The following is an 18477-nucleotide window of genomic DNA, read 5'->3' on the forward strand; positions in this document are numbered from 1 at the left end:
CGCCTAGCTGTTCATTAGGCTGCGTTATTGTACCTGCAATTGCAATAAAACCCATGCATCGTTTTCTAAACTTTGCTCCCTCGCGGCCGGTAGTACTGCAGCCTTTTCAAGCGGGATGGGCGCATGAGTTTGCTGCGCTAGCCCAACGTCTCCGTACCGCGGTAGGGCCGGGCCTAGTGAAGATTAATCATATTGGTTCTACCGCTGTGCCTGGCCTATGCGCCAAAGATGTGCTCGATGTGCAACTCCAGGTATCTAGCATAGCAGATGCGGTCAGCCTTACACAACAACTTCGCGCTGTGGGGTTTCAGAAAGGGGAGAGCCTGATTTATGACATGTTTCATGGATTGCCGGCACATTCCCCCGAACTCCACAAATTCTATATGCGCGAACCTTTGGGTGAGCGGCGCATGCACCTGCATATTCGGGAGGCGGGACGGTTTAACGCGCGCTACGCGCTTCTCTTTCGTGACTATCTGCGGGCCCAATCCTCAGCTCGGGACGAATACGGTGAATTTAAACTTCGGGCGGCAGCGTTATTTCCTCATAGTATCGAGGGATACCTGTTCTTGAAAGAGCCGGTTTTCCATCTCCTCTACTATGCGGCCGAATTATGGGCTGAAAACGTCCGGTGGAAGCCTGCGGACGAAGACAACTAGGTGGCCAACTACAAATAGTTGATCTGCAGCATATTGATTGACAGTATGTAAAAAGCCCCATCTGTAAGTGGGGCTTTTTCTTTTTTAGCTTTCTACGACCGCTATTCAGCGTATATCGTCTGCAACACTGTTTGTCCTACGGCCTTAAGCGTCCGCCGGTCGATGATGCTCATGTTATCCTGCGTGGTGTGATGGTAGGCCGGGAAATAATCGTCGCCAATGGGCAAATGGTCGATAATATCGATGGTGCGTACGCCCGCCTGATTGGTGTACACATGGTCGTCGGTGATACCGGGGCTATCCTGAAAAAGGAAAAAATCGGAGTAGCCGAGGCGAGCGGCTGTATTCCATACCTTATCTACCACGTCGCGGGCTGCCTCACGGGAGAGTTGTTCACGACTAAACTTGGCGTTTTGAGCCCCTACCATATCCAGCAGAACGCCATAATTTGGCTTGTAGCCAGTTGGCAATAGGTTTTTTGACCAATACTGCGAGCCTAAGCACCACGTATCGGTGCCTTGAGCGGCCAGCTTGTTCTGGAGCTTACTCTGCGTAGCGGTGTCGTAGCCATAGTCCTCAGCATCGAAGAGAATAAAATCGACTCCGACAGCCGGAGCCGTGCTATCTGACTGCTGACTCAGCACGCGGGCCATTTCCAGGGCTACCGCCACGCCGCTGGCTCCGTCACTGGCTCCATCCAGCGGGGCATTCGGATTTTTTTTGTCTTTATCAGCAAAGGGGCGCGTATCCCAGTGGGCGAAAACTGCGACGCGGCGGGCAGCCTGGGGGGCAAATTGGGCAACGATATTGCGGGCGCGCAACATGGTGCCATCCCAGGCCATTGCCTCAAATGGCTGCTCACGTACTGTCAACCCCATTTGCTTGAACTCCGCCACCAACCAATCGCCACAAGCCACGTGGGCTGGCGAATTGGGTACTCGGGGGCCAAAAGCTACCTGCTTGGCCGTAAAAGCAAAAGCCGAATCGGCATTGAAGGCGGGGGCGGCGCGCATAGCGGGCTCTTCTGGAGTGGTGGCAGTTTCCTGTCGGGTTCTGTCGGGGCAGCCGGTGAGCACCAACAGCGCAACTACAGCAACAGGAGCAAGGCGAAAGAGCTTCATAAGGGGCACAATATCAGCAAGATTAGCTTGGCGCGCAGTCTATTAGTCGAGAGGCAGACAGTAGGCAGCGCTGACCTCTGTTTACTGGTAAATAATAATTAAAGAAACGTTGGGGGCTTTTTATTGCCTTCCAACGTTTCCAGTAGCAGCATCAGGTATACCGTTAGTCTTCGCTGTAGGCCCAGTCGACACCAGTTTTCATGTCTTTAATGACAATGCCTTGCTGCTTAAGTGCCGCCCGAATCTGGTCTATCTTATCGTAGGCTTTGGTGGCTTTGGCTTCTTGGTAAAAATCCAGAGTCAAGTTTAGAAGCTGTTCGGCATTGGCGCGCGGCTCATCCTGCAGGCCCAAAATCTCGCTTACCAAAGTGCGGTAAGCAGTAGTTGCTTCTTCCAGCGCCGCTTCGCTTACCGTAGCTAATGTTGGCAGATTAGCAAAGAACCCATTGAGCTTGCGCAGCAGATTGAACAAGCTGGCGATAGCGCGCGCCGTATTCAAATCATCATTGAGCCCCACGAAGCAATCGGCGACGAGCTTACGCAGTTCGGCGTCGGCTTTCTCGGTGTCTTGTTGGCGCTCCGTTCCTTCGGGCAGGTTCAGCTTTTCCAGAAGGCGCAGCCCATTCATGAGCTTGCGGTAGCCTTTGCGAGCCGCCTGCATTGCCTCGTCCGATACATCGACGGGGCTACGGTAGTGTGCCTGCAACAGGAAGAAGCGAACCACCATAGGCGAGTAGGCCTGCGTAAGCGTAGCCGTGGGCCCCTTGAACATGCTGCCGAGCAGCACGAAGTTGCCTAGGCTTTTGCTCATCTTGGTACCGTTCACGGTTATCAGATTGTGATGTACCCAAAAGCGCGACTCGTCGGTGTGCGTGTGGCTGCCCTGGCTCTGCGCTATCTCGCACTCGTGGTGCGGGAACATCAGATCCAGACCGCCACCGTGAATGTCAGAAAGCTGGCCGAGGTACTTGCGGCTCATCGCCGAGCATTCGAGGTGCCAGCCGGGAAATCCTTCGCCCCAGGGTGAAGGCCAGCGCATAATGTGCTCAGGCGACGCTTTTTTCCAGAGCGCAAAATCTAGAGGGCTCCGCTTCTCGTCCTGCCCGGCCAGCGTGTCGCGGGTACCGGCCAGCTGGTCGTCGATGCTACGATTGGAGAGCTTGCCGTAGCGGTCCTGCTCAGCATTATAGCGGGGCACATCGAAGTACACACTGCCGTTCACTTCATAGGCGAAACCATTGGCAATAATTTCCTCTACCATGCTGATCTGCTCCGTGATGTGGCCGCTGGCTTGGGGCTCAATATCGGGTGGTAAGCAACCCAGCGCTAGCATATTTTGGCGGTAGAGATTCACGAAGTGCTGGGCAATCTGCATGGGCTCTTGCCGCTGAGCGCGGGCGGCCTTTTCCATCTTGTCCTCGCCCTCATCGGCGTCACTTTCGAGGTGGCCTACATCGGTGATGTTGCGCACGTAGCGCACAGTGTAGCCAAGGTGGCGGAGGTAACGCGTGAGCACATCAAAAACTACGGGGCCGCGGGCGTTGCCCAAATGGGCCTCACTATATACGGTAGGACCGCATAAGTACACGCCAACGAAAGGCGACCGTACAGGTTCGAATGCCTCTTTGCGGCGGCTGAGGGTGTTGTAGAGGGAAAGCGGGTGGTGCATGCGGTAAAAGTAAGTACTTACAGCGTGGTAAGCTTAAGGGATAGCAACTGGTACGTGGTTTAATGGTTATCGATCAACCAGAAACAAAAGCTGCATTTCTAGCCTTAGAGACTACTTTATTGGTACAAAATTCTTCCAGCTAGTATATAAAGTTCAATAGGTAGTTTAAACCTGAAGCAGATAGTAATAAAATAATGGCCTGTGATTGGTTCTTGTTAAGCCTAAAAAAAGCCCCCCACACCATTATAGACATCATAAAGACCATTCTGCCTGGACGCAAAACAATCTTCTCCGAGCCATCGGTCGCTTTACTTCAGCCGGTATGTGCCCGAGGTAGGAAAGTGGTCGGAGTATGGAATTTCGTAATGCACCTGAAATTCTTCTACTAGCCAGCGCGGGCCAGCAAACTGGTGGTCGATGCGCACGAAGGGCAGGCGGCCATTATAAGTAGAGCCCACGCCCGTACCGACGGTAGTCCAAGCGTTTTGAAAATGGTCGGCGAGTTGATCGTAGGTGTAACTGTATGGAAGATCGTTCAAGTCGGCGCAGAGCAGAATAGGGTAGCGGCACCGTTCAAAACGTCGCATGAGTGTATCGATCTGCACACTGCGCGCAATGAGACCACGCTTGTAGCGGCGCAGCAGTCCGCGGCCTTCCCGCTTCAGGCCTTCTCGGCTCGAATAGCTATCGACAATGGCTTTTTCCTCCATGCTCATGCTCTGGAGATGAAAGTTGTACACCCGAATCGTGTCGCCAGCGGGCAGCCGGACGTCGGCAAACATGGCGTGATTCTGCGTGAGCTTGCCGAAGGAAATGGTGCCTCGCTTTACAATCGGAAAGCGCGAAAAGATGGCCAGACCAAACTCCGCCCCAATGCTATTGGTCAATGTTTTGGATACAAAAGCCCCCCGGCCGGCTTGCTGCCCAATTTTATCTACCGAACGGAATACCTGGCCGTCCTCCCGCGAACCGCGGGGCTCGTTGTAAAACTCCTGCAGACACAGCACATCGGCGGAGTTATCGGCCAGCCACTGAATCATCTTTTTAGAAGAGGCCAGATCAGGGTCGCGGAGCTGCGGGTATACGTTGAAGATGCGCACGTTAGCACTCAGCAGCCGCAACTGCCGATCAGCTTTGCCGGTAGGTGCTTGGGCCGTATGCAGCGGATGCAGCGCCATGCCTCGTTGAAAATGCGGCCAGGTTAGCAAGGCGGCCAGCAGGGGCAGCGCCGCCACGCGCCAGTCGCGCAGAAACCAGTAAACGACAGCAAGCAGATTTAGCGCCAGCGCCACGGGTAAGGTAAGAGCTCCAAACGACGCTGGCCAGAACGTATGAGCCGGAATCTGCACGCACCCAATAGCTACCAAAAGCCATAGCAATACCAGCAGAGTGCACTTGAAAGCGAAGGAGCGACGCACGAATAGTTAACCCTTAATGACGGAGCCCCCAAAGGTAGCGCATGCACCGGGAAAGCCGCTGACACGCTTCCGATATTAAGCGACGCACCGGGGGGCAAATTTCCGCTTCTGACCAGACTTGAACTAGCTGAACCAGCCTCAATAAATCGTAGCTTGCGCTATCCTTATTTAGCTGACAATATGCTGTATTCTACTGTTCGCTTACTTCTATCTACCGTTCTGCTTGCAGCTTCTGTCGTAGTGCCAGTGCAGGCCAAGCCTGCCGCATCGGCCCCAACTACCAAATCATTAGAGTTTGTGGAAAATCGGGGTCAGTGGGATGCCCGCGCGCACTATATGGCCGAGCTCCCTGGCGGGCGACTGTTCCTCGAAAAAACAGGTTTCACCTACGCCTTCGCTGATCCTCAGGCCTTACGCCACCACCAGGAGCACACAACCTCTGGCAGCGGACCCGTCTCGGAAAAACTGCGGGCCCACGCCTACCGCGTCACCTTTGAAGGCGGCAGTTCAGGCACCGTTCTTACTCCCGATGAGCCAACGGCAGGGTTTCGAAATTACTTTCTGGGTAATGATGCCAAGCATTGGGCCGCCAAGGTGCGGGGGTTTCGGCAGGTTAACTATGCCAATGTGTATCCGCGCATCAGCGCCAAAGTGTACGAGAATGCGGGGGGCAATTTGGAGTACGATTTTACCGTGCAGCCAGGCGGCAAGCCATCCAACATTCGCCTGCGCTATACTGGCGCCGAGCGTCTGAGCCTGGAGAACGGTCAGCTAGTAGTGCAAACTAGTGTGGGCATCGTTACGGAGCAAATGCCGAAAGCTTGGCAGGAAATAAATGGGCAGCGGGTACCGGTGACGTGTGCCTTTGTGCTGGAGAAAAACGTAGTCAGCTTCCGATTGGGCACTTATGACTCCCGCCAACCTCTCATCATCGACCCCACGGTCATTTTTTCCTCCTTCACCGGCTCCACTGCTGATAACTGGGGCTACACAGCTACTTATGACGCGCAAGGCAACATGTACTCCGGCGGTATCGTGTTCGGGCTGGGCTATCCGGCGTCTCCGGGAGCCTTTAGCCAAAGCTTTGGGGGCGGAGTTGATGTCGCTATTATCAAATACAACACAAGTGCGCGCGGCAGTGCCGCCCGCTTGTATGCCACGTACCTGGGGGGCAATTTGATTGACGCTCCGCATAGCCTGGTGGTGAACAGTCAGAACGAGCTGATTATTCTGGGCTCCACGGGTTCCAGCAACTTCCCCGTTTCCCGTACCACGTTCGACGATTCCTTCAACGGCGGGCCCCGGGTTGATCCACAGGCCGGCGGACCAGGAATGAATTATGATGCGGGAGCCGACATATTTTTGGCCAAGCTCAATAGCACCGGCAGCACGCTGGTAGCTTCCACTTTTATCGGCGGAAGCGGCACAGACGGTATTATTCAAGGTAATACAGGACTGACCCAAAACTATGGCGACGAATTTCGGGGTGATGTAATTACCGATACGGAAGGAAACGTGTACATCGCCTCTACCACTACGAGCACGAACTTTCCCGCCCGCAATAGTTTTCGCAATGCTCCCTTGGGGGCAATTCTGATGCGGTTGTCTTGAAGCTGTCCGCCGATTTTCGCACGGTGGTTTGGGCAAGCTACTTGGGAGGTTCCGGAGCCGATGGCGCCTATTCTATCCAGATAGACGACGACCGTAACGTATATGTAAGCGGCGGCACCACCAGTACAAACTTAGCGGGTACTAGCGGTCGATATCAGCCCCAGCTGCGCGGTGGTGTCGATGGGTTTGTGGCGCGCATCAGCAGCGATGGCTTGGCTTTAACGCACGCTACCTACGTGGGCACTCCCGAAACGGACCAAACGTACTTCCTGCAATTAGACGCTGTTGCCAACATCTATATATTAGGTCAGACGCGGGGTAGTTTTCCCCGCACGCCTGGTTTGTACGGTGTCGATAACGGCCGTCAGTTTGTGCAGAAGCTTGACAATACGCTCACCACGAGTTTGTATTCGACCACCTTTGGCAGCGGTCGTGCCGCCCCCGACTTATCGCTGACAGCTTTCTTGGTTGATGATTGCGAGCGTATCTACGTGAGTGGTTGGGGAGGTAGTACTAATTCCAACGGCGGTAATACGCAAGGCTTGCCTACTACCGCCGATGCCTCGCAGCGCACCACCGACGGCTCCGACTTCTACATCGTCCAGTTTACGCCCGGTATGAAGGCCATAGAATACGCCACTTTTTTTGGTCAGAATGGCGGCCGGGGCGAACACGTCGACGGCGGCACTTCTCGCTTTGATAAGCGTGGCGCCATCTACCAAGCCGTCTGCGGGGGCTGCGGAGGCAGTTCTGGCTTTCCCGTGCCACCGGGGGCCAATTATTATAGCACCACCAATAATGCAGGCAACTGCAATAACGCCGCGTTCAAAATTGACTTTGCGGCCCAGGTTGTAAATCCGGGGCCCAATCGTACGGTGTGCTACAACGCCGGGCCGCAACGCTTGGGCGGCACTCCAACTGGTGGCATCTGGAGCGGCCCCGGCGTAACAGCCATTGCTGGCGGAGGCTATCAGTTTACTCCCAGTGCTTCCTTAGTGGGCCGCAATACACTAACTTATACCGTGAACACAACGGGGGTATGCTTAAGCACTAAGCTGCTGCGCATGACGGTAACCCCCGAAGCGGTTATCACATTTGCCCCCCCGGCCATCGTGTGTAGCAATACTACTGCTGTGCCGCTCACCGCTACACCCGCCGGTGGCACCTTCAGCGGGCGCGGCGTCACGGGCAGTACGTTCAACCCAAGCGCGGCCGGTGTAGGCACCCATGTTCTAACTTACACGCTGGCCGATACGCTCGGCTGCGGCACCCTATCCCGCACCATTGTAGTGGATGCCCAGCCCACCGTATCTGCTGGCCGTGATACCACGCTTTGCTCTGATCAGACAAGGGCGTTCCGTCTTTTGCGCGCCTCACCAGCCGGGGGCGTCTGGAGTGGTACCGGGGTGACGGCCGATGGAATGTTCACCCCACCTAACACTAATAATCTGGGGGGCATTTTTAGCATCGACTATACTGTAACTGTAGGGGTTTGCAAAATCGTCTCTACTCGTAAAGTAATCATCGCGCCCACTTCATCCACCAACGTAAGTCTGAATACGCCTGAGTGCCAGGCGGCCCCCGAGTACACAGGCTTAGCACCCTTCACAATGCAATTTTCGCCCATATTGGCCGGTGGTAGCTTCAGCTGGGATTTCGGCGACGGTACGACTTCTAATGAGGAATCGCCTAGCCATGTATATGAAAACCCCGGTACGTACCCCGTTCAGCTTACGGCCCGGTACGCGGGGTGCACTGTCGTCACGCAGTTTGCGGCCGTACGAGTAGGGAAGGTGCAAATGCCGAATATTTTTACGCCCAACAACGACAACCTAAACGATACATTTGCCCCCCGCATTAGCTGCAAGAACGCCCACCTGACGGTATTTACCCGCTGGGGTAGCAAAGTGTACGAAGCGGACAATTATCAGAATGACTGGGGCGGCGACAAGCTACCTGATGGTGTGTACTATTATCTGCTGCGCGACACGGAAGGCAAATCAGCGAAAGGCTGGGTAGAGATAAAACGCTAGGCTACTACCGCTCAAATCATGTCATCGACGCAGCCTTGCATTCAGCCGAATATTGTACTATCTTTGCACCAGCAATGAAGTTAAAAAGAGGGGACGAGTCGTCCCCTCTTTCTTTTGTCACCTAGTTCAGTCTTTATGCACTTTGACCGTACCCAACTGCTCGAAATGCTCCAGGAAAGCTTATCTGGCCCGGAGTTATTCGTAGTGGGCCTTACTGTGTCCGACTCTGCCGTTCGCCCCAAGATTACGGCTATCCTAGACAGTGAGCAGGGTATGGGTATTGAAGAATACGCTCGTGTAAGTCGCCGCTTGGCTCACCGTATCGACGAGGCATATGGCGAAGAAGCCAGTTATACTCTGGAAGTTACCTCCCCCGGGGCCGACCAGCCGCTAGCTGATTCTCGCCAGTACACCCGCCACGTGGGCCGCAAGTTGCAGCTAAAACTCACGGATGGCACTGAGAAGATCGGTGCTCTCGAAGCGACTGAGACAGAAGGCATCCAACTGGCTGAGGAAATAAAAGAAAAGAGTAAAACGAAGACGCTGCCCACCGCATTTATCCCCTTCTCAACTATCGCGGAGGCTAGGGTCGTGATTTCATTTAAATAGGAATGCAGGTTTTCTTGAATGAAGCCTCTCACCCGGCTTTATTCAACTTCTGGGGGGCAAATTTCCAGCCCTAGCAACTGCTGCTTAACCGGTAATATCTGCTTAAATTGTAACTGCTGCTTGCTTTTCGCATCTGCGCAATCTCTTTAAATCTGCAAAATCTGTGATTTATGAACAGCAACGTGCTAATTGAATCGTTCGCCGAGTTCGCCCGCTCCAAGAACATCGACCGTCCCACAATGATGAGCATTCTGGAGGACGTGTTTCGCACGATGATCCGGAAAAAGTACACGACTGACGAGAACTTCGACGTAATTTTAAACGTGGACCAAGGTGACTTGGAAATTTGGCGTAACCGCGAAATCGTGGACGACAATTCTGAGGATATCTGGGATTTCGATAAAATTCCGTTGACCGAAGCCCAGAAAATCGAAGCCGACTTTGAAGTAGGCGAGCAAGTAGCCGAAGAGGTAAAGCTCGAGGACTTTGGTCGCCGTGCGGTGCTCATGGCGCGTCAAACGTTGATTCAACGAGTGAAAGATTTAGAGCGCGACCATCTCTACCAGCAATACAAAGACCAGGTAGGCGAAATCGTGACCGGCGAAGTATATCAGGTTTGGAGCCGTGAGGCGCTTATCTTAGATAAAGAAGAAAACGAACTGGTACTGCCCAAGTCGGAGCAAATCCCGAAAGACCGTTACCGCAAGGGTGACAACGTACGTGCTGTAGTGCACCGCGTTGAAATTATTAATGGTACACCCAAAATCATCTTGTCGCGGGCTGCACCAGCCTTTTTGGAGCGTTTGTTTGAGCAGGAAGTGCCCGAGATTTATGATGGTCTAATCACCATCAAGAATATTGTGCGCGAACCCGGTGAGCGGGCGAAAGTTGCTGTAGAAAGCTACGACGACCGTATTGACCCGGTAGGTGCTTGCGTAGGTATGAAAGGTGCTCGTATTCATGCTGTTGTGCGTGAGTTAGAGAACGAGAATATTGACGTTATCAACTACACAGATAACTTAGAGCTATATATTCAGCGGGCATTATCGCCTGCTAAGATTGGCTCGATGAAAATCAATGAACAAACTGGTAGGGTTTCCGTGTTCTTAAAGCCCGACCAAGTGAGTTTGGCCATTGGCCGCGGCGGTGCCAACATCAAATTGGCCAGCCGTTTGGTAGGAATGGAAATTGATGTGTTCCGCGAAGCCGGTGACTACGACGAGGATATCGCCCTCGACGAGTTCCAGGACGAAGTAGAGCCTTGGATACTGGCTGAATTGAAAAAAATCGGCCTTGACACGGGCCGCGCCGTACTAGCCGTCAGCAAGGAAGATATCGTGCGCCGCACGGAACTGGAAGAGGAAACTGTCGAAGACCTCTTCCGCATCATCAAGCAAGAATTCGACGACAACGAAGAACAGGAAGAACAAGCAAATTCCGGCGACGCGCAATGAGTGCGCGGCGGCCGGTCCGGCAAGGGCGTTGAATTGTGCCAAGCGGCGCTATTCAACGCCGTTCGGCAAGATTTAATGTAGTACCTTTGCACCTCAATACGAGTATCGTTCGCGAGCACAGAATGGCGGAAGTAGCAACTAAACGGCTGAATCAGGCGGCCAAAGACCTGAACGTTGGATTGTCCACTATCGTGGATTTTCTGGCGGGGAAAGGGCACCAGATCGAGAATAAGCCAACGACCAAGCTAACGGCCGAGCAGGTTTCCCTGCTCGACAAGGCTTTTGAGTCGTCGGCTCAGGATAAGATCGAAGCGGCCAAGCTCAGCCAGGCCAAGCGCCAGAGCGAGATGGAGGCTTCTGCCCATGCCCGCCCCGAACCCGTGGCTCCTAAGGCCAATGGTACCTCTGCTGCGCCCGCCCCAGTCGAGGCACCTGTAAAGCCAGCCGAAGAAACCCGGCCAACCGCGCCGGCTCCTGCACCTGTGGTTGCAGAAGCCGCGCCTGCCCCGACTCCGGTTGCGACTCCCGCTCCAGCGCCGTTAGTCGACGCCCCAAAGGTGCCTGGCTTGAAGGTGTTAGGAAAAATAGAGCTAGATGCCAAAGGACGGCCTGTGCCTCCGCGGCCAGCCGATGCTCCTACGCCTCCAACTCCTGCTCCTGCTGAGGCAGTAGTTGCGCCGGCCCCGGCTGTAGTTGCTACACCGGTTCCAACTCCAGCGCCAGAACCAACGCCCGCACCTGCGGCACCAAAAGAAGTTGTTGCGCCTGCACCTGAACCAGTTCCTGTAGCCGAAGTAAAACCTGCGCCATCTCCAGCACCAGCTACGCCAGTCGAAGCTCCAGTTGCTGCAGTACCAATGGCTGCGACTCCGGTACCTGTTACTCCAGATGAGCCAGTGGTACCCACTGTTGAAGACAGTACAATCGTAGCTAAAGCCGATCAGCTGAAAGGTCTGACAGTTCTAGGCAAGATTGAATTGCCTATGGATGCTTCACGCCGTGGTGGTCGGGGCGCCCGTCCTGTTGCGTCGTCAGATGTCCGCAAGAGTGGTATAAATCAAGATAATAAGAAAAAGCGCCAGCGCATTGCTATGCCCGGCTCACCTGCTACTCCTGGCCAAGGAGGTCAGGGCGGTCAAGGTGGACAGCAAGGCGGTGGTTACCAAGGTACCCGTCCGAATACGCCAGGCCAGCCGCGCCCAGCTGGTGGCCAAGGACAGGGTGGTCCTCGTCCCGGTGGTCCCGGTCCGCGTCCAGGTCAGCCAGGACAAAATCAAAATGCCCCCCGGCCTGCTCCCGTTGCTAATAACCCTGAGCAGAACGACAAGCAGATTCAGGAGCAGATCAAGGCTACGCTGGCGAAGCTCAGCGGTGGCCGTGGTGGCAACCAGAATAACCGCGCGAAGTATCGCCGTGATAAGCGTGCAGGGGTTGCGGAAGACCGCGAAGCCCAACGCGCTCAGAACGAGCTGGATGCTAAAACGCTGAAAGTAACCGAGTTTATTTCGGCTAATGACCTTGCGTCCCTCATGGACGTGTCGGTAAACGAAGTAATCAAAGTATGCCTGAGCATGGGCATGTTCGTTTCCATTAACCAGCGTCTCGACGCGGAAGCCATTACCGTCATTGCTGATGAGTTCGGCTATGATGTGGAATTCCTGTCGGCTGAGGAAGAGGAAACGGATGTTACCGTTGAAGACAACGAAGAGGACTTAGTACCTCGTGCGCCGATTGTTACCATCATGGGTCACGTTGACCACGGTAAGACGTCGCTGCTGGACTATATCCGAAATGCAACTGTAGCCAAAGGCGAAGCAGGTGGTATTACTCAGCACATTGGTGCTTATGATGTAATGACTGCCTCTAATAAGCGTGTTACCTTCTTGGATACACCGGGTCACGAAGCCTTTACGGCCATGCGTGCCCGTGGCGCCAAGATCACGGACATTGCCATTATCGTAATTGCGGCCGACGATTCCGTGATGCCACAAACACGAGAGGCTATCAACCACGCGCAAGCTGCTGGGGTGCCGATCGTTATTGCAATGAACAAGATTGACAAGCCAGGCGCTAACTCCGAGAAAATTCGGGAGGAGCTATCGGCCATGAATATCTTGGTGGAAGAGTGGGGTGGAAAATACCAGTCACAGGAAGTATCAGCTAAGTCGGGTCTCGGCGTAGAAGATTTGCTGGAGAAGGTATTGCTGGAAGCCGAACTATTGGAGCTGAAAGCCAATCCTGACCGCAATGCAGTTGGTACTGTGATTGAAGCTATGCTGGACAAAGGCCGTGGCTACGTAACCACAGTGCTGGTGCAAACTGGTACGCTGCACGTAGGCGACGTTGTGTTGGCTGGCCCGCACTACGGGCGCGTAAAGGCTATGACCGATCACCGCGGTAAGAAAATGAAGTCGGCTGGTCCGGCCACGCCGGTGCAGGTACTCGGTCTGACCGGTGCTCCGCAGGCTGGTGATAAGATTCAGGTGATGGAGACCGAGCGCGAAGCTCGTGAACTTGCTACCCAGCGTCAGCAGCTCTCGCGTGAGCAGAGCATGCGCACCAAGAAGCACATTACCCTCGACGAGATTGGTCGCCGTTTGGCTATCGGTTCGTTTAAGGAGCTGAACGTAATTGTAAAAGGTGACGTGGACGGTTCGGTAGAAGCACTGTCGGATTCGCTGTTGAAGCTCTCTACTCCTGAGGTGAAGGTGAATATCCTTGCTAAAGGTGTGGGAGCCATTTCCGAATCGGATGTACTATTGGCTTCAGCCTCCGACGCCATCATCATTGGCTTCCAGGTTCGTCCTTCGCAAAGTGCCCGCAAATTGGCCGAGCAAGAGCAGATCGATATCCGTCTCTACTCGATTATCTACAATGCTATCAATGAGGTGAAAGATGCCATGGAAGGCATGTTGGCCCCATCGGTGCAGGAGATAGTGGTAGCCAACGCCGAGGTTCGTCAGGTATTCAACATTACCAAAGTCGGCTCTATTGCCGGCTGTATGGTGACGGAGGGTACCTTCACTCGCAGAACCCGAGTACGCGTCGTACGCGACGGTATCGTGGTATATGCAGGTGAAATTCAGGACCTCAAGCGTTACAAAGACGATGTGTCGGAAGTGCGCCAAGGTTATGAGTGCGGTATTTCGGTGAAGAACTTCAATGATCTGCGTGAAGGCGACAACATCGAAGGATTTGAGGAAAAAGAAGTAAAGCGGACGCTGTAAAAAATAGCGGACAGAATATAGGTCAACAAAAAGCCCCCCAACATACCGTTGGGGGCTTTTTGCGTTTAGCCAAAAGCCTCAACGCTCGTCGCAGAATCACGTAGCTTTGCGGCAGATTACTTTACTTATCGGCTGGCGCCACTCTGCCAACTGCCCTTCCTACTCTATGAGAGCTTTTTCGCTTCTACTGTGCCTTATGCTCTGGCTGAGCTTGACATCCCTAACCTTTGCCCAAACCGCTAGGCGGCCCTCAACTAAGCCAGCAACCAATAAACCGGCTTCAAAGCCAGTGCCATCAACTGCGGAAACCTCCGCTGATGACGAAATTCCGCCCCTTGATACTCGCTTCCCGGAGTTATTTACCCCCGAGAGTACGCCCACCTTTCGCAAAGGCTATTCTATTGTAAACTTGGGACTTGGGCTGCTGAGTCCGAATAATGGCTATGATTTATTTGGTAGCCTAAAGAGTTCACCGGCAATCACGCTGTCTTATGAGCGGGGAGTGGTAGAGGGCATCGGGCCGGGCACTATTGGTCTGGGGGGCATTATTGGCTACAAAGGCTACCGCTACGACTTTCCCAACACCGACGCAGACGCCACCTGGACCGACATCGTCTTAATGGGGCGTGGTACTTATCACTACAATTTCACCACCAACCCTCAACTTGATACGTATGGCGGGATTAGCTTAGGCGTACGAGCTAACTTCTATAAAAACGAGGTTTCCCCTGATCGTGACCGGTACACTGGCGACGGCTTGCACTTGGCATATGGACTATTTGCTGGAGCGCGCTACTATCTTACCGAGCGGTTTGGGGCTTTTGGAGAAGTAGGCTACGATATGTCTTACCTGAAGCTGGGGCTCACTTATCGATTTCAGTAAGTCAATATCAATAAGTCGATAAAAAAGCCCCCCAGATTTACTCTGGGGGGCTTTTTTATATTAGATCAAAGCTAAAAAGGCTAGAAAAACAGGAATCCCTTGCGCTTCTTATGTTTTAGCGGCTTGCCTTTGGGGTCGATACCGGGCGCGGCCCGCGACAGGCCGCGCTTTTGCTTGGCCGTTCCAATGCGCTTGTCTTTGAATTTCTTGACCGTGAAGCCACCCGTACCTTTGTCATACTGACGAGCCGGACCAGTGCCGCGGCCGAAGCTGGTGTTAGCTGTGCTGCCTCCGGAGCGGGCCTCCAAAATCTCCAGTTGCTGATCACGCTTCGCGTCATCGGGATTCATATTCATGCGGCGCTGCATGCGCGCTACGTCAGCTGACTCGTCCTTCGATTTCTGCTTACGAGGCTTTGCTCCGGCCTCCTGATCGGGTGCCGGGGGAGTAACCTGAGCGTAAGCAGGCGCAATGAGCAGACCGGAAAGTGCCAGCACTGCGCCAGCCAGGAAGTTTTTCATGCAAAAAGGTAAGAGAAGAATAGCTACTAAACGACCGATGGGCAACTTTCGTACCCGACCCGGCAACGGGGGCTGTGTAAAGTTAGTTTCAAACGCCAGAAACTTGTAAGCGAAGCTACTAACCTGATTTTCTTTGCATTAGTTGAGTTTCTCCAAGCAGCAAAAGTTGCCGTACAAAACTGTGGTACGAAAAAGCCCCCAGCATAAGATTGTCTCTGCACTGGGGGGCTTTTTCGTACCACGATGAGTAGTCTGGATTAGGAACGACGCAAGGAGTCGCGAATTTCCATGAGCAGCGCTTGATCTTTTGTTGGGCCAGGTTCTACGGCTACCACCTCCGTGGGCTGACGGAACCGATTCGCAACGCGCACAATCAAGAAAACGCAGAAGGCAATAATGAAGAAGTAAATGACTGCGTTCAAAAACAATCCAAAGTTCAGCGTCGCGGCACCTGCTTCCTTCGCGGCTTCAATGGTAGCGTACGACTTGCCATCAAGCGCTACAAACCAGTTTTTGAAGTCGACGCCGCCCGTAGCCAACCCCAGTATAGGCATGAGAATGTCTTCCGTTAAAGAAGTGACAATTTTGCCGAAAGCCGCGCCGATAATGACGCCTACAGCCAGGTCGAGTACATTTCCTTTGGCTATAAATTCCTTGAATTCAGAAATTACGCTCATAGATGAATAGTTAAGTGAGAAAAATTTGAATAAATATATAAGTATTTACTTAAATCAGCTCGACAGTTCCTGTCAGCAGACATAATAGTGTCCGATACCAGAAAATAGGCCCCCAGCGGTTTTGCTTTATCTTTGCGGCCTTTCCGTTTTGCCCCGCTTCACCACCATGACTACTTTCGACAACCTACTTCTCGACCTCGATGTCGCCTCGGGTATTCTGACCATTACCCTAAACAGGCCCACCAAACTCAACGCTTTGAATAGTGCCACCATCAGCGATATTCATGGCGCGATGCAGCAGGCTCTTGATGATGAGCAGGTGCGCGGAATCATTCTGACGGGTAGTGGCGAAAAGGCATTTGTGGCAGGCGCTGATATTGCTGAGTTGGCGGGGCTAAATGAGATTAGTGGTCGTCGCTTCGCTGAGCAGGGGCAAGATGCTTTTGCTCTGATTGAGGACAGTACGAAGCCCGTTATTGCCGCCGTCAATGGCTTTGCTTTGGGTGGCGGTGCTGAGCTAGCTATGGCCTGCCACCTGCGGGTTGCGAGCGAGAATGCTCGTTTTGGCCAGCCTGAGGTGAACCTAGGCTTAATTCCGGGCTACGGCGGCACGCAACGCCTTGCCCAGTTGGTAGGTAAAGGAAAGGCCCTGGAAATGATGCTCACCGGCGACCCTATTAAAGCTGATGAAGCCCTGCGCTTTGGTTTGGTAAATCATGTGGTGCCGCAGGCCGAGCTATTGACTTTTTGCCAGCAACTACTCACGCGTATCCTCAGCAAAGCTCCTTTAGCGGTAGGCTTGGTCATCGACTGCGTGAATGCTTTTTACGACTCCGAGCGCCACGGCTATCAGACAGAGGCCAACTCCTTCAGCCGGTGCTGCGGCTCCGACGACTTCCGTGAGGGCACTAGCGCTTTCCTCGATAAGCGCCCAGCCGCTTTTACGGGAAATTAAGTTAAGCTAGCATGAGCGTCGCCAAAAAGCTGGCCAGCCAAACGGCTGTGTACGGCCTGAGCAGCATATTGGGGCGGGCGCTTACGTTCGCTCTGGTGCCGCTGTACACCGCTCGATTTGTACCCGGTGAGTACGGTATTGTTACGGATCTGTATGCCTATGTGGCTTTCCTGAATATCGTATTCACCTACGGTATGGAAACGGCGTATTTCCGTTTCGCCAATCGTCCGGGCACCGACCGCCGCCACTTGTATAGCCAAGTGATGAGCATGCTACTTGTTAGTAGCCTGTTGCTCAGCGGATTTCTGGTGCTACTATCAGGGCCGTTAGCCGACGCGCTCCGCTACCCCGACCGCGCCACTTATATCGTGTGGCTTGCCTTGGTGCTGGGCCTCGATGCAATTGTGGCTGTGCCATTTGCCCGTCTGCGGCTGGAAAACAAAGCCAAAAAATTTGCTGCCATTCGCTTCACTAATACCTTGGTGAATGTGGGCTTGTCGCTGTTTTTTATCGTTCTCTGCCGCGATGTGTACGAAGGGCGCATGCTTCCTGAGCTACGACCTTTGGTGGAGCGCATTTACAATCCTGAGCTGGGAGTAGGGTATATCTTTTTAATCAACTTGATAGCCAACGCCTTGTACGTTCCCCTGCTCTGGCGTGAGCTGCTAGACTTCCGCTTCCGCCTGAATCTGGCGCCGTTGCGGCCCATGCTGCAATATGCCTACCCGCTTATGCTGATGGGTTTGGCTGGTATGGTAAACGAGGTAATTGACCGAATTCTGCTCAAATACTGGCTCCCCGAAGGCTTTTATCCTGGCCAAAGCAACCTGACCGCCGTGGGGATTTATGGCGCTTGCTATAAGCTGGCCATCTTTATGTCATTGGTTATTCAAGCTTTCCGATACGCAGCCGAGCCTTTCTTTTTTTCTCAGGCTGCGGATAAGAATTCACCGGCTACGTTTGCTGTTGTTCTAAAGTGGTTTACGCTCTGCTGCGCCGTTATTTTCGTGGTTATCAGCGTCTTTATCGAAGACTTTGGCTTATTACTGCGCAGTCCTGAGTACCGAACGGGCTTAGCAGTAGTGCCAGTTTTGCTGCTGGCGAACTTGTTTCTGGGAGTGTATTATAACTTATCCGTCTGGTTTAAGCTCACCGATAGAACCTACTTCGGTACCTATATCAGCGTTGGTGGGGCCATACTCACTGTTGTGCTCAACCTGCTCCTCATTCCGATACTGGGTTATATGGGCAGTGCCCTTGCCACGCTGGCTTGCTACTTTATGATGGCCGCTATCTGCTGGTGGCTGGGCAACCGCTACTTTCCGATTCCTTATCCGGTGCTCCGTATCAGCGTGTGGCTACTAGTGGCTGTTGGGTTGGTTGCCGCTACGTGGTTTATCAACATTGAAAACTACTGGCTACGACACGCTTTTCATTTGTTGGTGTGCCTAAGCTTTGTGGGGGGCATTTTCTTAGTAGAGCGCGCCGACCTGACGCGTAGTAAGCCCCGACCCCAGGTTAAGCAGGCGTAGCGCAACATCCAGAAATCAGAAAAAGCCCCCCAGGCGCAACCCTGACTCTCAGACTTCACTTTTAATAGCGAGCACCTTATATTCGTTTGCCTGTCACTTATTCCCTAG

General features: G+C 53.5%; 14 protein-coding genes. 9 read left to right on the forward strand and 5 right to left on the reverse strand.

What is annotated here, in order from left to right; all coding sequences use genetic code 11:
* The first annotated feature begins 53 nt into the window (after nt 1-53).
* On the forward strand, nt 54-659 hold the full coding sequence (locus tag EPD59_RS03410; protein ID WP_133271565.1) for a GrpB family protein: 606 nt from the start codon (nt 54-56) through the stop codon (nt 657-659).
* Nucleotides 660-760: 101 nt separating this feature from the next.
* Here EPD59_RS03410 and EPD59_RS03415 read toward each other — a convergent pair whose 3' ends face one another.
* From EPD59_RS03415 to EPD59_RS03425, 3 genes are all read right to left on the reverse strand, one after another.
* Nucleotides 761-1780 (reverse strand): M28 family peptidase, encoded by a 1020-nt coding sequence (locus EPD59_RS03415; protein ID WP_133271566.1) that lies wholly within the window; start codon nt 1778-1780, stop codon nt 761-763.
* A gap of 163 nt (nt 1781-1943) precedes the next feature.
* The gene (cysS, locus tag EPD59_RS03420; RefSeq protein WP_133271567.1) at nt 1944-3449 is read right to left on the reverse strand and encodes a cysteine--tRNA ligase; all 1506 of its coding nucleotides are present in this window, start codon (nt 3447-3449) and stop codon (nt 1944-1946) included.
* 308 nt (nt 3450-3757) lie between these two features.
* A complete protein-coding gene (locus EPD59_RS03425) occupies nt 3758-4867 on the reverse strand; it encodes an endonuclease/exonuclease/phosphatase family protein (protein WP_133271568.1) in 1110 nt (369 codons plus the stop codon).
* Between the two features lie 180 nt (nt 4868-5047).
* Between EPD59_RS03425 and EPD59_RS03430 the strand changes: the two genes are divergently transcribed.
* The 6 genes from EPD59_RS03430 (at nt 5048) to EPD59_RS03455 (ending at nt 14684) form a co-directional block, all read left to right on the forward strand.
* Complete coding sequence (locus EPD59_RS03430; protein ID WP_133271569.1) at nt 5048-6478, forward strand: DUF7948 domain-containing protein; 1431 nt, start codon at nt 5048-5050, stop codon at nt 6476-6478.
* Entirely contained in the window at nt 6475-8511 is a 2037-nt protein-coding gene (locus EPD59_RS03435; protein ID WP_133271570.1) for a T9SS type B sorting domain-containing protein, read from the forward strand. Before EPD59_RS03430 ends, EPD59_RS03435 begins: the two co-directional genes overlap by 4 nt.
* Before the next feature lie 135 nt (nt 8512-8646).
* Nucleotides 8647-9120, forward strand: coding sequence for a ribosome maturation factor RimP (locus EPD59_RS03440; protein WP_240731601.1), 474 nt, complete (start codon nt 8647-8649; stop codon nt 9118-9120).
* Between the two features lie 170 nt (nt 9121-9290).
* Nucleotides 9291-10574, forward strand: a complete 1284-nt coding sequence (gene nusA, locus EPD59_RS03445) for a transcription termination factor NusA (protein ID WP_133271571.1) — start codon at nt 9291-9293, stop codon at nt 10572-10574.
* Between the two features lie 122 nt (nt 10575-10696).
* Nucleotides 10697-13801: a translation initiation factor IF-2 gene (infB, locus tag EPD59_RS03450; protein WP_133271572.1), complete on the forward strand. Its 3105-nt coding sequence runs from the start codon at nt 10697-10699 to the stop codon at nt 13799-13801.
* Nucleotides 13802-14090: 289 nt separating this feature from the next.
* A complete protein-coding gene (locus EPD59_RS03455; protein WP_133271573.1) occupies nt 14091-14684 on the forward strand; it encodes a hypothetical protein in 594 nt (197 codons plus the stop codon).
* Between the two features lie 80 nt (nt 14685-14764).
* Here EPD59_RS03455 and EPD59_RS03460 read toward each other — a convergent pair whose 3' ends face one another.
* The gene (locus EPD59_RS03460; protein ID WP_133271574.1) at nt 14765-15205 is read right to left on the reverse strand and encodes a hypothetical protein; all 441 of its coding nucleotides are present in this window, start codon (nt 15203-15205) and stop codon (nt 14765-14767) included.
* Nucleotides 15206-15462: 257 nt separating this feature from the next.
* Nucleotides 15463-15882 (reverse strand): large conductance mechanosensitive channel protein MscL, encoded by a 420-nt coding sequence (mscL, locus tag EPD59_RS03465; protein WP_133271575.1) that lies wholly within the window; start codon nt 15880-15882, stop codon nt 15463-15465.
* Nucleotides 15883-16048: 166 nt separating this feature from the next.
* On the opposite strand from mscL, the gene EPD59_RS03470 reads away from it, so the two are divergent.
* Both EPD59_RS03470 and EPD59_RS03475 read left to right on the forward strand, forming a co-directional pair.
* Complete coding sequence (locus EPD59_RS03470) at nt 16049-16837, forward strand: enoyl-CoA hydratase/isomerase family protein (RefSeq protein WP_133271576.1); 789 nt, start codon at nt 16049-16051, stop codon at nt 16835-16837.
* Nucleotides 16838-16848: 11 nt separating this feature from the next.
* Nucleotides 16849-18369 (forward strand): lipopolysaccharide biosynthesis protein, encoded by a 1521-nt coding sequence (locus EPD59_RS03475; RefSeq protein WP_133271577.1) that lies wholly within the window; start codon nt 16849-16851, stop codon nt 18367-18369.
* Nucleotides 18370-18477 lie beyond the last annotated feature (108 nt).

It is taken from the genome of Hymenobacter radiodurans (assembly GCF_004355185.1).
Taxonomy (GTDB): Bacteria; Bacteroidota; Bacteroidia; order Cytophagales; family Hymenobacteraceae; genus Hymenobacter; species Hymenobacter radiodurans.

Bases quoted from the DNA above. Each gene is read 5' to 3' on its own strand.
- mscL (WP_133271575.1), bottom strand. From the start codon at position 15,882: ATGAGCGTAATTTCTGAATTCAAGGAATTTATAGCCAAAGGAAATGTA.
- EPD59_RS03440 (WP_240731601.1), top strand. From the start codon at position 8,647: ATGCACTTTGACCGTACCCAACTGCTCGAAATGCTCCAGGAAAGCTTA.
- EPD59_RS03410 (WP_133271565.1), top strand. From the start codon at position 54: ATGCATCGTTTTCTAAACTTTGCTCCCTCGCGGCCGGTAGTACTGCAG.
- EPD59_RS03415 (WP_133271566.1), bottom strand. From the start codon at position 1,780: ATGAAGCTCTTTCGCCTTGCTCCTGTTGCTGTAGTTGCGCTGTTGGTG.
- nusA (WP_133271571.1), top strand. From the start codon at position 9,291: ATGAACAGCAACGTGCTAATTGAATCGTTCGCCGAGTTCGCCCGCTCC.
- EPD59_RS03430 (WP_133271569.1), top strand. From the start codon at position 5,048: ATGCTGTATTCTACTGTTCGCTTACTTCTATCTACCGTTCTGCTTGCA.
- EPD59_RS03460 (WP_133271574.1), bottom strand. From the start codon at position 15,205: ATGAAAAACTTCCTGGCTGGCGCAGTGCTGGCACTTTCCGGTCTGCTC.
- EPD59_RS03475 (WP_133271577.1), top strand. From the start codon at position 16,849: ATGAGCGTCGCCAAAAAGCTGGCCAGCCAAACGGCTGTGTACGGCCTG.
- cysS (WP_133271567.1), bottom strand. From the start codon at position 3,449: ATGCACCACCCGCTTTCCCTCTACAACACCCTCAGCCGCCGCAAAGAG.
- EPD59_RS03470 (WP_133271576.1), top strand. From the start codon at position 16,049: ATGACTACTTTCGACAACCTACTTCTCGACCTCGATGTCGCCTCGGGT.
- infB (WP_133271572.1), top strand. From the start codon at position 10,697: ATGGCGGAAGTAGCAACTAAACGGCTGAATCAGGCGGCCAAAGACCTG.